Source organism: Kamptonema formosum PCC 10802, from assembly GCF_000332335.1.
Lineage (GTDB): Bacteria > Cyanobacteriota > Cyanobacteriia > Cyanobacteriales > Oscillatoriaceae > Oscillatoria.
Map to the genome: position 1 here is coordinate 256,390 of NZ_KB235952.1, position 13,255 is coordinate 269,644.

Consider the following 13,255-nt stretch of genomic DNA (forward strand, 5'->3'; position numbering starts at 1 on the left):
GCCCCGTAGAGGTACTGAGAAAGCCTGTTTTTTTAAGAAACCGGCTTTCTGGGGCGTATTTCACCCAACTGAAAACCGCTATAGATTCAGGGATTGCAATACTGGCATTGCGCCGGGTCGGCAGTTTCCCGCCGGTCAGGGAACAATTCTTCTTGACGGAAGCCGCATTTTTTGCAATGATAAATCGCGGAGCGGGTCAGGTGAGTGGGAAAACCGCAAAGGGCGCAGGGCAAGCCCGGTTTCCTTTCGGTGACTTCAAATCCGGGACAAGAGCACTTGGGGCAGAGGCTGTTAATTTTCTGGAGCAAGTCTAGGGTGGCTTTTTCGATGTTGAGCATCCGAGTGGGGTTATACATCGCCCGCATATCTGTCTCGATATGGGCTCTGCCATCCGGGGACTTCTTGAGGGCGAATTCTACGGCATCAAAGAGCTGTTTCTCGGCGGTAATGCCTTTGATTATCTCGCCTTTGCCTTCTGCGGGGCTGCCGGCGATGACAGCCATTGCGTGTGAGGGAAAACCGGCACTCTTGGCAAACTTCCAGGCTTCTTCAACACTGGATACCTGCTGGTGGCTGTAGTTAGTATCGGTAGAGAAGTGGTGGCCGGTGATTTCTAGGTCGCTGGTTTTATCTAATAAGATGACTATTTCTCGATTGCAGGGGAGATAGGGGACAGCCGGGTGAGGGCCAAAGCTCCCCTCGCTGGCAAAGCCGAGGGTTTCGCCGGTGAGGGCTATTGCTTTTTCGGCTTTCAACCGGGCGGCTTCGATTTGGGTGCCGGTGCGCCGCACTTCTCTGGTGAAGGTGCCGAAGGCGTCGGTGTTAAAATTGGCCGGCACTGTGACGTTTACGCCGAGTTCCTGTTTCAGGAGGGGAGCGATAACCCGCTCTTTTTGGTGCATCGTGGCGAGGACGCCGGTGCGATTGGCAAACAAAGGCTGTTGGTTCATCGGTGCGGAAAACGGCTCGCGGGAATATTCCTTAATATAGCGGTTATAAATGATTTGTGAGACCTGTGAGAGGCCAGAAACCCGGTTACTTTAAGAAACCGGGTTTCTAAAGTAATCGCACCGCTGCGACCGAGTTCCCCCGCTCGCCTGCTGTGCGCAAAACGAAGCCATCGGAGAGGTCAGCCGTTAAATTTGCGCAGCAGATAGCCTGAGTGTAGAATGGACAGCGATTAGAATATGCTAGCCAGACGCCTGACCGCTTGCCGCCGGCGCAATGGGTGCCGCACCAATTGCGCCGGCGGCGAGACGAAAACTCCCCTGAGCTGCGGCCTCTCGCTGGGAATTTCAGTAAAAATACGGCTGCCAACGCCGGCTCGAATAAGGACAATGTTGGCATGATCTTATTGATTTGACATCTACCTATGGACAGAAAGACCCAGCGGCTATTTATTTTTATTTTGGCGTGCAGTGCTGTGGGAGTCGCTCTTGGCGGAACGGCCAGCCGAGCTGAACTAAATCACTGCCTGACGGCTGCGACGCCGGCGAGCGAGTGCCTCACCCAAGATCCGCTGCTCAAGACGCTTGAGGGGATGAGCGTTGGCTTGGTGGCGGGAGCGGGAGCGGCCCTGGGCGTAACCTTCCAGATGGGGCAGAAAGATAGCTGAGATTTCAGCAACCCCCGCAACCCGTCCGCACGCTACTGCAATGCCAGCGGCACCTTCTGCTCCTGCCGGTGGGAGAGGGCTGCCAGACGAGAGAATGCTTTAAAATCCGTTTTAATAATCTGGATAATGGCCGGTGCGGGATGGGTGAGGGGAGCATCCCCCTTTGGGGGAGCGGGAGAGAGGGGGAGCGGGGGAGAAAGGAGTCACGGGCAATAACCCCGGAGAGGATATTATCGCAGTATTCACTTAGGCTAGGACAGTAGGACAGGCGAGACGCCTGTCCTACGCCTTTTATCCCTAGGGCACTGATGTCCGTTCCCCATGTGGCTAGTGCTAGAATCCGCAGCGCTCACTGCAAGCCCCTCTGCTGTAAAAATTGCTCTATGCGGCTAGCTTCAGGAGTTTTGCCCTCTGCTTTGAATAATTCCACGGCTTTTTTAAGGTTGTCTATCCCCTCCTCTTGCTGTCCTCGATCCAGCAGGGCCAGCCCCAAGTTTCTGCGAGCCTCTGCGTATTTGGAATTAATTTCAATAGCTTGCCGGAGCTGGGCGACCGCCTCCTCCATCTGCCCTTGCTTTGCCAGAGCCAGACCCAAGGCATTGTGAGCTAGGGCGTACTTGGAATTGATATTAATGGCTTGCCGGAACTCCGCAACTGCTTCGTCTAGCTTTCCTTGAGCGTAAAGAGCATTGCCCAACTTATAGTGAGTGATCGCATCATTTGGGTATCGCTGAAGCCCTTGCCTCAAGAGAGACTCCGCACTTTCCAACAGAGCCCGCCCATTGCTTTGGGAGCCTTCGATATACAGCTCAGTCGCCTTGCTCAATACTGAGGCGTAGCCTTGGCCGATTTGAGTGCATTCCTTCTTCTCTTCCTCGTCTGATTCATCCTTTTTTGGTTTCTTTTTGCAGATGTACAAATCGTCTTTTTTCATTTCGTAAAAGACGATTTCACCGGCAGCAGGATTTGGATTATTGCTCTGTGAGAGGAGAAGCTCAGCCGGCTGAGCGAAAGAAGGTTGAGAGAGCAGGAACGGACACGCGCCCGCACCAGCGATAACCCTGACAGCGAGCCACTTGAGAGGCTGAACTGGGGAGAGCGAATTGTGGTTTTTCACCTGCATGAGCGTTTACACCAGATGTCTGTTTTGTCAAGAGGAGCGAGCGGAAAGCTTTGGGCAACCGGCAAGAGCTGCTAAAACATTAACAATACTCTACAACTACCCGTTTTCCCTCCCGACTGCAGGATTTTGGATGCGTGGATTTTGGATGCGTGGATTTTGGATTGGGGCGTGGGGTATGGGGTATGGGGCGTGGGGCTCTGGGCTGAAAGCGCCCCACTGTGCAATACATATTGTTGGGAACGCAGACATCACAAGCGCGCCCTCAGGTTCCCAATTCCGGACAGGCGCAAATAGCCGGCAGCGCCCTCATCCCCAGCAGGGGCGGGGGAAAGCGCCCGCCCCTAGCTGGAAAATTAGGCTCCTGAGCGCAGCTTGTCGAGGACGGTGCGATCTTCGAGGGTGGAAGTGTCACCGGCAACTTCCTGACCGGCAGCCAGCGAGCGCAGCAGCCGGCGCATAATTTTCCCCGAGCGAGTCTTGGGCAAACCGTCAGTAAAGCGGATTTCGCCCGGACGGGCAATCGCGCCAATTTCGCTGACCACATGCTGCTTGAGCTCTTTTACCAGCGCCTCGCTGGGGCTGTGGGTGTTTTCCAAGGTTACGAAAGCGACAATTTCTTCCCCTTTGAGGGCATCCGGCTTACCGACAACCGCCGCCTCAGCCACCGCTGGGTGCGACACCAGCGCCGACTCGATTTCCATCGTGCCCAGCCGGTGCCCGGCGACATTAATCACGTCATCGACGCGCCCCATCACCCAGAAATAGCCGTCCGCATCTTTCCGCGCCCCATCGCCGGCAAAGTAGAAATGCTGCCCGTCTTTGGGGGGGATGTGCTCCCAGTAGGTGCGGCGGAAGCGTTCTGGGTCGCCGTAGACCGTCCGCATCATGCCGGGCCAGGGGTGTTCAATGGCCAGATAGCCGCCTTGGTTAGCCCCCACCGTATTGCCGTCCAAATCCACGACATCGACGAGAATTCCGGGGAAAGGCAGGGTGGCGGAACCGGGTTTGGTGGGGATGGCACCGGGGAGGGGGGTAATCATAATCCCGCCGGTTTCTGTTTGCCACCAGGTATCGACAATTGGGCAGCGCTGACCGCCAATGACGCGATAGTACCACATCCAGGTTTCCGGGTTAATAGGTTCGCCCACGGTTCCCAGCAGTCGCAGGGAGGAGAGGTTGCGGGATTTGGGGTGGTGCTCGCCCATCTTGATGAAGGTGCGGATGGCGGTGGGTGCCGTGTAGAAGATGGTGACGCCGTATTTTTCGATCGCGTCCCAGAAACAGCCTGGGTTGGAGGAACGGGGGGCACCTTCGTACATGACGGTGGTGGCACCGTTGGAGAGGGGTCCGTAAACGATGTAGCTGTGGCCGGTAATCCAGCCCACGTCAGCGGTGCACCAGTAGACGTCGGTATCTTGCAGGTCGAAGATCCACTTCGTCGTCATGTGGGTGTAGAGGTTGTAACCGGCAGTCGTGTGGACTACGCCTTTGGGCTTGCCGGTGCTGCCGCTGGTGTAGAGGATGAACAGCAGGTCTTCGCTGTCCATCGGTTCCGCAGGGCAGTTGGCGGAGACGCCTTTTTGCAAGTCGTGCCACCAGTGATCGCGCCCCGCTGTCATGTGGATTTGCTGGCCGGTGCGCTGGACCACCAGGACATCTTTGACAGTGGGCACACCTTCCGCCAGGGCTTTGTCCACTTGCTCTTTCAGGGGGACGACCGCATCTTTGCGCCAGCCCCCGTCAGCAGTGACCACAAGTTTGGCTTGCCCGTCGATCAGGCGATCTCGCAGGGCTTCGGCGCTAAATCCGCCGAAAACAACGCTGTGCGGGGCTCCGATGCGGGCGCAGGCGAGCATGGCAATCGCCGCTTCCGGAATCATCGGCATGTAGATGCCGACGCGATCGCCTTTTTGCACGCCCAGCTGTTTGAGGACGTTGGCAAACTGGCAGACTTCCCGGTGCAGCTGGGCGTAGGTGAGGGTGCGGGAGTCGCCCGGTTCGCCCTCCCAAATCAGGGCGGCTTTGTTTTTGCGCCAGGTGGTGAGGTGCCGGTCGAGACAGTTGTAGGAAATGTTGGTTTTACCGCCGACGAACCACTTGGCATTGGGGGGCTGCCAGTCGAGCACGGTGTCCCACTTCTGGAACCAGTGCAGTTCTTGTTCGGCGAGCTCCGCCCAGAATTTCTGGGGGTCCGCTTTGGCGCGTTCGTACAGCTGTCTGTAGTCTTCCAGGCTTTTGATGTGGGCGTTCTGGGAGAATTCCGCTGGGGGCTGCAACAGCCGCTCTTCGTGCAGGATGGATTCGATGGTGGCTTCGGACATCGGTGTTTCTGTAACTGGGATTACTCTTTTACTCTATTTTTGAGGCAGATGGGGGGAAAGAATCTTGAATTTTTTTTAAGATGGGGGGTGGGGGGTTTGACCCGCCCCCTGTACGGTGCCCAAGGAAGAGAGGAGGGATTGTGAGCCGCCCCCTGTACGGTGCCCAAGGAAGAGAGGAGGGATTGTGAGCCGCCAAGACGCCAAGGACGCCAAGGAAGAGAGGAGGGATTGCCAAAGGAGCAAGAAGCCGATTAGAATCAGTTATCCTTTCGCGGGAAACAGGCAGTGAGGGCCAACCGGCAACAGTAGAGAGGCGACATATCGCGTCTGTACATCTTATCCAACCTTGGCGTCCTCTGCGTCTTGGCGGTTCAATGAATCGCTTCCTCTCAGCCACTAACGGCTATTTTTTCCAAGTGCAAGATTTTCAGGGAAATGGGATTAGATAGGGTGATGGGATTAGATATACAGCGATTTTTTGACAGTTGCGATCCGAGCAAAACTCTGGTAATAGAAAAGCCAGAAGACCGGCAGTATTATATCGATTTTGCCTCGGTGCGGGGTGGCAAGGTGATTGAGGCGCTGGCGCGAACGATTGCCCGCCTCTCGCCAGACAAGCCCACTTGCCAGCTGTTTACCGGCCATATCGGTTGCGGGAAGTCCACGGAGTTGCGCCGGCTGGAATCGGACTTAAAGCAGCAGGGCTTTCATGTGGTCTATTTTGAGTCCACTAAAGACCTGGATATGGCTGATGTGGACGTGACGGATATCTTGCTGGCGATTACCCGCCAAATCGCTGAAAGTCTGGAAGCGGTTGGCATTAAGATAAAGCCGGGGTATTTCCAGAAGCTGTTTGATGAGATGGGGGATTTTTTGCAAACGCCGATCGATCTGTCGTATGAGGGCGAGTGGTCGCTTCCGCTCAATATTGGCAAGATTACGGCGAAGACTAAAGACAGCCCGAATCTTCGCAGCCAATTGAGGCAGTACCTGGAACCGCGCACGAATAATATCTTGGAGGCGATTAATAAAGAAGTTCTGGAACGCGCAACGCAGGAGCTGAAAGCCAAGGGCAAAAGAGGTCTTGTGGCGATTGTGGATAATTTGGATCGGGTGGACGCTCGCGCCAAAACCACACAGCGCTCTCTGCCAGAGTATTTATTTATTGATCGGGGCGAGCAGCTGCGCCAGCTAAACTGTCACGTTGTTTATACTATCCCGCTGGCGCTGATTTTCTCGAATGACAGTGAGACGCTGAAGAATCGCTTGGGTGGCGGGGTGGCTCCTTCGGTTTTGCCGATGGTGCCGGTGCGGTTGCGAGATGGAAGTTTGTTTGAGGACGGCATGGCGCTGCTGCGACAGATGGTGCTCGCTAGGGCTTTTCCAGAGGTTGCCCCGCAAGAGCGGCTGGAATTGATTTCACAAGTGTTTGACACTCCTGAAACCCTCGACCGGCTCTGCTGCATCAGTGGCGGTCACGTGCGGAATTTGCTGGGACTGCTGTACAGCTGTTTGCGATTAGAAGACCCGCCCCTGTCGCGGGACTGTCTGGACAGTGTGATTCGGGAATATCGCGACAGTCTGGTGCCGATTGCATTTTCGCTCCCCACTGAGGAGTTAGCGGAGTTTGTCCAGCAAGAAGCGGACATTCTGTTTGAAGGAATTTTGGATGCCGGTGGGGAGAGGGTTGCGGAAGATGCCGGTGATGCCGGCAAGCGCTTGGAACTGGACTCTGCCCTGAAAGCGCTGGAAAGTCGCGGGAAGTTGCCACCGGCACTGGAAGCGAGCCGGCAATTTATTTTGGGGCGCGAGGCTTTTGTCAATAACCAGATGGAGCCAGCGCGACAGCTTTTCGAGGAAAGTCTGGCGTTTTGGCAGCAAAGCCATAATGCACAGCGGCAAGCGTGTTTGCTGTTCCATCTCGCCTTGTGGTGGCGGCGAGACGCCAGCGCCGGCACAGCTGAGGAAAAAACAGGAAGCCTGCAAATTGCAAAGGATTACTACTGGCAGTGCGCCGATGTTTTGCTACAGGCGAATCGCCCCGATTTGGCGGTAAAATTTATTGACAAATTGGCAGAATTTTTGCTAGAATTGAAAGAGTGGGACGAGCTGGAATCAATGGCGAATTCCGCTCTTGCGCAGCACGCCACCTGTCCGGATTCCCTCAGAGAGGCGAAGGCTTGGGGCTTTCTCGCTGAGGCAGCTCTGGCCAAATTCCTGTGGGGGAAAGCTAAGCAATATGCCGAAACGGCGCTGCAAAAGATTGCTGCGCATGAAGTCCGCGAAGGCGGACTTCGTTTGTATAGCCGCGAATTCCATTCGCCTGGTATATTACATTCACCCGGTATATTCAATTCCCCCGGTATAATCCAGAATTGGTGCCGGCTGTTGCTAGCGCTGGCGCAACAGAATCTCCATGAAGTGCCGGTGGCACTGGAAAACCTGGAAACTGCCAAAAGCGAATGCCCGCACGATCGCAATCCCCCGCTTTACATTCGCATATTAGAGGCGTTGCGGTCGCTTTACTTTCAGGAGCGCCGGTATCTAGACGCCTTCAATCTCAAGCAAGAAAAGCTGCAAATTGAGCACCTGTATGGGCTGCGAGCGTTTATCGGTGCCAGCCGGCTGCGGGCGCAGCGACAAGCGACTCAATCTATTCTATCACAAGCCGGTGCGGCAGACGCTCAGATCGCAACCATTGCCCCAGAAATTGTGGCGTCGGGGCGGGAAAAAGATGTCAGGGACTTAATCGAGCGAATTAGCCGCGATGACTGCAAAATCATTGTAATTCACGGGCCGTCTGGTGTGGGCAAAAGTTCCCTGGTAGCGGCGGGATTCGTGCCGGCACTGTATCAAATCGGCACAATTGAGGCTCGAAATACCCTGCCGGCGGTTGTGCGAGTTTACACAGACTGGGTTGGGGAATTGGGGAAAGCTTTGGCAGAGGCGGTGCAAAATGTAGAGACGCGAAATTTCGCGTCTCTACCGGCACCCCTGACTTCTGTTGAGGCTCTTCTGCAACAGTTGCGGAACAGTGGGGAGCGCCACCGGCTGACGGTGCTGATATTTGACCAGTTTGAGGAGTTCTTCTTTAATGGCTCCACCCCCGATAAGCGGCGAGAGTTTTGGGAGTTTTTGCGGGAATGTGCGGACTGGATTCCCTACCTGAAAGTCATCCTGTCGCTGCGGGAAGATTACCTGCACTATTTATTAGAAGCCGAGCGCTTCACGCCGATTGAGATTGCCAAAAACAGCCTGCTCGCCAGAGAGATGCGCTACCCTCTGGCAGATTTATCTCCCGCAGCTGCAAAAGCCGTTATTCAAAGTTTAACCCAAAATTCCTTTCACTTAGAAGCCGCCCTAATTGACGAACTCGTGCGAGACTTAGCCGGCGAACTGGGCGAGGTGCGCCCCATAGAGTTGCAGGTAGTGGGGGCGCAGCTGCAAGCGGAGAAAATCCAAACCCTGGAACAGTACCGGCAAAAAGGCCCGAACGATAAGCTAGTGGGGCGATTTTTACAGGAAGTGGTGCGAGATTGCGGTGAGGAAAATCAACGCGCCGCTCAATTAGTGCTATACTTGTTAACGGATGAGAATAACACCCGACCGCTGAAAACTCGCGCCGACTTGGCGAAGGATTTGGCAGCAGAAGCGGACAAATTAGAGTTAGTGCTGGAGATTCTGGTAAAATCGGGATTGGTGTTTTTGCTGCCGCAAGCCCCCACCGACCGCTACCAGCTGATTCACGACTATCTCGTGTCTTTCATCCGCCAGCAGCGCGGCGCGGAATTGCTGGCAGAACTGGAAAGGGAGAAAGAACAGCGCATTAGAGCGGAAGCTGATTTGGAACGGCAGTTGGCAGAGGCGCAGTTAAAGGCTTTGAGTGCTTCTTCAGAAGCTCTTTTCGCCTCGAATTACAAATTGGACGCCCTGATAGAAAGTTTAAAAGCCGGTGGGCAGCTGAAGCGAACTGTCTGGGAGATAGACGCCGGCACTCGCAATCAAGTTGTGCTTGCGCTGCACCAGGCGGTTTACGGGGTGAGAGAGCGCAACACCTTGGAGGGGCACAGCGGTCCAGTCTGGAGCGCCGCCATAAGCCCCGACGGCAAAACGGTGGTTTCTGCCGGTGCTGACGGTACAGTCAGGCTGTGGGACATTCAGGGCAAAGCGCTGAAAACCCTCAAAGGGCACAGCGGTAAAGTCAGGAGCGCCGTATTCAGCCCCGACGGCAAAACGGTGGTTTCTGTCAGTGATGACGGTACGCTGATTCTGTGGAATTTGGATTTGGATAGTCTGCTGGCGCTCGGGTGCGATTGGCTGAAAGATTACCTTTCCACCCATCCCGACAAGCTGGAAGAACTCACGGCATGTCAAAACCCGTCCCTCTTCTAGAAAGCCGCTCTAGCTTTGGTTAAACAGGGCGAGGAGTTTGCAAGGCAGGGTGAGGTTAAGACAGGGATTGCACGATGAAATGGTTTGCGGTGCCGCTGAAATGGTTTGAGATGCCGGTGAAATGGTTTGGCGTGCCGGTGAAATGGTTTGCGGTGCCGGTGAAATTGTTTGGGGTGCCGGCAATTTGTCTTGCGGTGCCGGCTTCTGCTTTGAACAGGCGCTCTCAGGTGGGTGACGCGAAGCGCGTCACCCACCCTACTAACACTGTTCCTGTGCTACCATTACCTATAAAGGAGGGTTAAAAGCATGAATCAAAGACTTGTTGAATCTCTCGCCCAAATTATTCTATCACTCTCCCAAGAGGAACGTCAACTCCTAGACACCAAAATCGCCCCGCCAGCACCGGCTACTCTCTCCCCATCACTTCAACAAGAAGTCTTGGCTTTAGAAAAGCGCCTGCAAACCTTTGAAGCACAGTATCAGATGTCGTCAGAGGAGTTCTATCAGCGGTTTCGGGCGGGGGAGTTAGGAGATGCAATGGATTTTTTTGAGTGGAATGTGTTCTATGAAATGTGGAAGTCTGCCCAAAACCTGTCAGAATCTTTTGAGGCGAAATCTACCTAATGGAACTTCTTCAGCAGTACATGACCGCAGTTAAAGCCAAACTGAACGCCAGTTCAGCCCTTATCTCATTTGAGATTGTAGATGAGCGCACTTTACTCCACCGGGGATACTTTCGGGCGCGGCTGACTCTCAGGAATGGAGACTTTCTTGAAATTGCTGAGTCTTTTGCCATCGAAGAAGGGCGTTGCGTCACCCTGGGATATCGATATCAATGGATGGACGCAACCAAACAAACGTTAAGAAAGCGTTGGGATAATGTAGAACACTTTCCCGACTTACCCAACTTCCCCCACCATGTCCATATCGCAGAAGAGTCTAACGTTGAACCCAGTCAATCCCGCACTATTATAGAATTAATCGACCTGCTTGAACAAGAACTCAGTAACGTGGAATAAACCCTGATCCTTTGCCGCACCTCAATGCCGGTGTATTTGGCTGACCAGCCAATGAATCTGCAATATGTGATTGATGGGAAGGGGCTAAAGCCCTACTACAAACTTTCGGAAGGGGCTAAAGCCCTACTACAAACTTTCGGAAGGGGCTAAAGCCCTACTACAAACTTTTTGAAGGGGCTAAAGCCCTACTACAAACTTTTGGGGCGTACCCACCCTACTCTTGCTGGATTTCCGCCATTTCCTGTAAAGACTGCCAGCCGGCTTGCCACTGCGACCGGTCTTTTAATATTTTAGCATTAATCCAAAACCGCACATTCGGATCGCAGGATGCCACCATTTCCGCAAACACCCACTTCCCTTCATTTTTGCGGTTCACTACCTGAAAATGCCGCCAGCCCCACGTTTCCTGCTGCGCTGTCCACTTTGACCCCAGCAGGTAAGGAAATTTCTGCTTTTTAGTCACTGTCTTCCCCCCCCGTCTAATATTCCTTTCATTCCCTTACTTCTCATAAGATTGCCGGCGGCACCCCCCTAGCGCGAGGGGTTGCGCCGCCGGCACAAGCGGCACAGCCAGATTTTATAGCAGTATGCACTTAGGTTAGGAGATTAGATCAAGAGGCCCGGCGAGACGCCTGCCCTACGCCTTTTTCCCTAGGTCACTGATGTCCTAACCAATATGACTGCTGCTATATATAACTTTAAGGCAGGGTTATTCCCCGCTTTCCTTCGTGCCGGCATGTGGGGAGGAATCGCTGCCGGTTGAGCTGCCACCCCCGGCAGACTCTTGAATGGGTGCGCCGGCACACCTTTCCAACTTGTCTCGCTCCTCCATTTCCTGCTGCCAATCTACCAACTTCTTATACAGCGATTCCTTAATCTGAAACACAGGTTTGTCGCCGGTCATAAATCCTCCCTTTAGTAGCCATTCTAACATCAGCGACGCGCTCGGTGCTGCCCTACCTCATTTGAGATAAGGCAAAACGCAACTCACCCTGTTACCAGTACGGGTGTTTTGCATCATAATTATGGCATTGCAAGCCGTCTTTTGTCTCTACGCACAGGGCAACTTCGTCCATCTTTTCCAGCCAGATCCACTTCACCGAGGTGCGGATTTTTTGGTGCTTGCGAGACAGCCGTTTGTACACCGCCTCATTCGGGCAAAGGATCTGCAATATCAGTTTGCCGTCCTCCTCTAGCTCTCGAAACATGCAGTCTCGCAACATAGCGCGGATGCTGCTGTCGAATTGTTTGTGAAATTTGCGCAGCCGGCCACCGGCAGTCTGAATGTCGTGAGGAGCCATGTCTTCCTCTTTTTCAGGCTTTTCATACTCCTCAAACTCGTCAAAATCGTCAAAATCGTCTGGATCTATAGGACGCATAACACGGTCAATCCTCTCTAGGTCGGGTTGGGAGCCGATTCTATCTGCATCCATCTTAATCAAAATGCGGCTCCTGCAGGGAGGGGGGGGGAGGGGGGCAACCTACAGCCGGTGGGGCTGCCGCGCCTGCAGGCGAGCCGCCAGGGCACCGCCGATAAATCCAAACAAGTGTCCCTGCCAAGAAATGCCGGTGTGCTGGGGCAAAACGCCCCACAGCAGACTCCCGTAAAAGAAACCGACGATCGCCGACAGCAAGATCGACGGCAGGTTGCGCTCGAAGTAGCCGCGCAGCAGCAAAAAGCCCAGATAGGCGAATATGACGCCACTTGCGCCAATGTGAAGTCCGGGGGCTCCCAACAGCCACACGCCGAACCCACTGACGATCGCTCCCACAATGCTGACGGTGAAGAAGTCCCTGGTTTCTCGCAGCATGGTTAGCCAGCCCAGGGTGAGGAAGGGGATGGTATTGGCCATGAGGTGATTCCAGCTGCCGTGCAGGAAAGGCGCGAACAGGATGCCCCTGAGCCCGATCAGCCGGCGGGGGACTATCCCGTACCAGTTCAGCGCCCCTCCCAGGAAGAACCAGTCCACAATCTCCAGAACCCACATGGTGGCCACAAACCCACCCAAAATCACCGCCTGGGTTTTTAACTCGCCGGCAATTGCTTTTGTGTCCGAGCTGCTCATCTCTCTTGCCTCCGGGGTAGCCGGTGTTTGACGCGCTTGTCCTATATCTTTCCAGCGTAGCAACAGCAGCCGCCCGGATTCCCCCACTGGGCGATCTTCCCCGGAAGAGAGCTTCGGGAGCGAAGGGAGCGGGGGAGCAAAGGAAATTGCCGGTGAGATGATGCCCGGTGCGATGGTGCCGGATGCCCCATGCCCCACCGCATGTCTCACCGGCACCCCCCCACAAAAGAAATAGGAGTGCGGAATCGCGCACCCCATACTTGCAAGCAAACAAAACCGACAAGTTCTAGATTGCAATCAGTGGGCCGGACTTTCTATAAATCGCGGCTTTCTCCAGTGGACAGTCCGCAGCCATTTCCAGACGCCGGTCTTCCTCCTGACCGTCACTCCCTGACTGTATTCTTTGACAACTTCCTCCATCTCGTCCTCTGTAAAGCCATAACCGAGTTCTTGGGCGATGGCAATGAAGTCCCGCGAGTTAGCTGCTGCCTGAAATTTTTCTCGAATATTCGGATCGCGAGCGACATCTGCTAAAAATTGAGTCACACTTTCTCTAGACATTTTCAGCCTCTCCTGTGGAAATCGTATCTTTGCTATCCCCACTCAGCTGGTTTCTATCTAATTGACCTGGCTCACAAGTGGCATCTCCCCCAGATAGATTTCAAACCGGCTTTCCCTTTTGGAGGACTCTTGGCTTCGCTCAATATGCCGCCGCACGA

At 54.4% G+C, this 13,255-nt stretch carries 14 protein-coding genes and 1 pseudogene; 6 read left to right on the plus strand and 9 right to left on the minus strand.

Annotated features, from left to right (window positions below):
* Positions 1-86: 86 nt before the first annotated feature.
* Both OSC10802_RS0137300 and OSC10802_RS52370 read right to left on the minus strand, forming a co-directional pair.
* Positions 87-950 carry a DUF6671 family protein gene (locus OSC10802_RS0137300; RefSeq protein ID WP_017721857.1) on the minus strand — a complete coding sequence of 288 codons (864 nt, stop codon included), beginning with the start codon at positions 948-950 and terminating at the stop codon, positions 87-89.
* Positions 951-1,056: 106 nt separating this feature from the next.
* On the minus strand, positions 1,057-1,347 hold the full coding sequence (locus tag OSC10802_RS52370; protein ID WP_155969244.1) for a hypothetical protein: 291 nt from the start codon (positions 1,345-1,347) through the stop codon (positions 1,057-1,059).
* Between the two features lie 25 nt (positions 1,348-1,372).
* Between OSC10802_RS52370 and OSC10802_RS0137310 the strand changes: the two genes are divergently transcribed.
* A complete protein-coding gene (locus OSC10802_RS0137310) occupies positions 1,373-1,615 on the plus strand; it encodes a hypothetical protein (RefSeq protein ID WP_017721859.1) in 243 nt (80 codons plus the stop codon).
* Between the two features lie 349 nt (positions 1,616-1,964).
* Here OSC10802_RS0137310 and OSC10802_RS43605 read toward each other — a convergent pair whose 3' ends face one another.
* Entirely contained in the window at positions 1,965-2,738 is a 774-nt protein-coding gene (locus OSC10802_RS43605; RefSeq protein WP_017721860.1) for a tetratricopeptide repeat protein, read from the minus strand.
* A gap of 353 nt (positions 2,739-3,091) precedes the next feature.
* Positions 3,092-5,059, minus strand: a complete 1,968-nt coding sequence (gene acs, locus OSC10802_RS0137320; protein ID WP_017721861.1) for an acetate--CoA ligase — start codon at positions 5,057-5,059, stop codon at positions 3,092-3,094.
* Positions 5,060-5,512: 453 nt separating this feature from the next.
* On the opposite strand from acs, the pseudogene OSC10802_RS55340 reads away from it, so the two are divergent.
* The 5 genes and pseudogenes from OSC10802_RS55340 to OSC10802_RS0137340 all read left to right on the plus strand — a co-directional run.
* Positions 5,513-6,646: pseudogene (locus OSC10802_RS55340) on the plus strand (P-loop NTPase fold protein); the annotation flags it as partial.
* Entirely contained in the window at positions 6,644-9,451 is a 2,808-nt protein-coding gene (locus OSC10802_RS57125; RefSeq protein WP_445727667.1) for an NACHT and WD repeat domain-containing protein, read from the plus strand. The pseudogene OSC10802_RS55340 and the gene OSC10802_RS57125, both read left to right, overlap by 3 nt.
* A gap of 74 nt (positions 9,452-9,525) precedes the next feature.
* Positions 9,526-9,753: a hypothetical protein gene (locus OSC10802_RS0137330; protein ID WP_017721863.1), complete on the plus strand. Its 228-nt coding sequence runs from the start codon at positions 9,526-9,528 to the stop codon at positions 9,751-9,753.
* 4 nt (positions 9,754-9,757) lie between these two features.
* Positions 9,758-10,075, plus strand: coding sequence for a hypothetical protein (locus OSC10802_RS0137335; protein ID WP_017721864.1), 318 nt, complete (start codon positions 9,758-9,760; stop codon positions 10,073-10,075).
* Positions 10,075-10,470 carry a toxin-antitoxin system TumE family protein gene (locus tag OSC10802_RS0137340; RefSeq protein WP_017721865.1) on the plus strand — a complete coding sequence of 132 codons (396 nt, stop codon included), beginning with the start codon at positions 10,075-10,077 and terminating at the stop codon, positions 10,468-10,470. Before OSC10802_RS0137335 ends, OSC10802_RS0137340 begins: the two co-directional genes overlap by 1 nt.
* Before the next feature lie 214 nt (positions 10,471-10,684).
* Here the strand turns inward: OSC10802_RS0137340 and OSC10802_RS0137350 are convergent, their stop codons facing one another.
* The 5 genes from OSC10802_RS0137350 to OSC10802_RS0137370 form a co-directional block, all read right to left on the minus strand.
* Entirely contained in the window at positions 10,685-10,933 is a 249-nt protein-coding gene (locus OSC10802_RS0137350; protein WP_017721867.1) for a TIGR02450 family Trp-rich protein, read from the minus strand.
* Positions 10,934-11,179: 246 nt separating this feature from the next.
* Positions 11,180-11,374 carry a hypothetical protein gene (locus OSC10802_RS0137355; protein ID WP_017721868.1) on the minus strand — a complete coding sequence of 65 codons (195 nt, stop codon included), beginning with the start codon at positions 11,372-11,374 and terminating at the stop codon, positions 11,180-11,182.
* A gap of 91 nt (positions 11,375-11,465) precedes the next feature.
* Positions 11,466-11,903 carry a hypothetical protein gene (locus OSC10802_RS0137360; protein ID WP_017721869.1) on the minus strand — a complete coding sequence of 146 codons (438 nt, stop codon included), beginning with the start codon at positions 11,901-11,903 and terminating at the stop codon, positions 11,466-11,468.
* Between the two features lie 48 nt (positions 11,904-11,951).
* Positions 11,952-12,806, minus strand: coding sequence for a rhomboid family intramembrane serine protease (locus tag OSC10802_RS0137365; RefSeq protein ID WP_369797148.1), 855 nt, complete (start codon positions 12,804-12,806; stop codon positions 11,952-11,954).
* Positions 12,807-12,833: 27 nt separating this feature from the next.
* A complete protein-coding gene (locus OSC10802_RS0137370; protein ID WP_044172806.1) occupies positions 12,834-13,097 on the minus strand; it encodes a Nif11-like leader peptide family natural product precursor in 264 nt (87 codons plus the stop codon).
* Between the last annotated feature and the right edge of the window lie 158 nt (positions 13,098-13,255).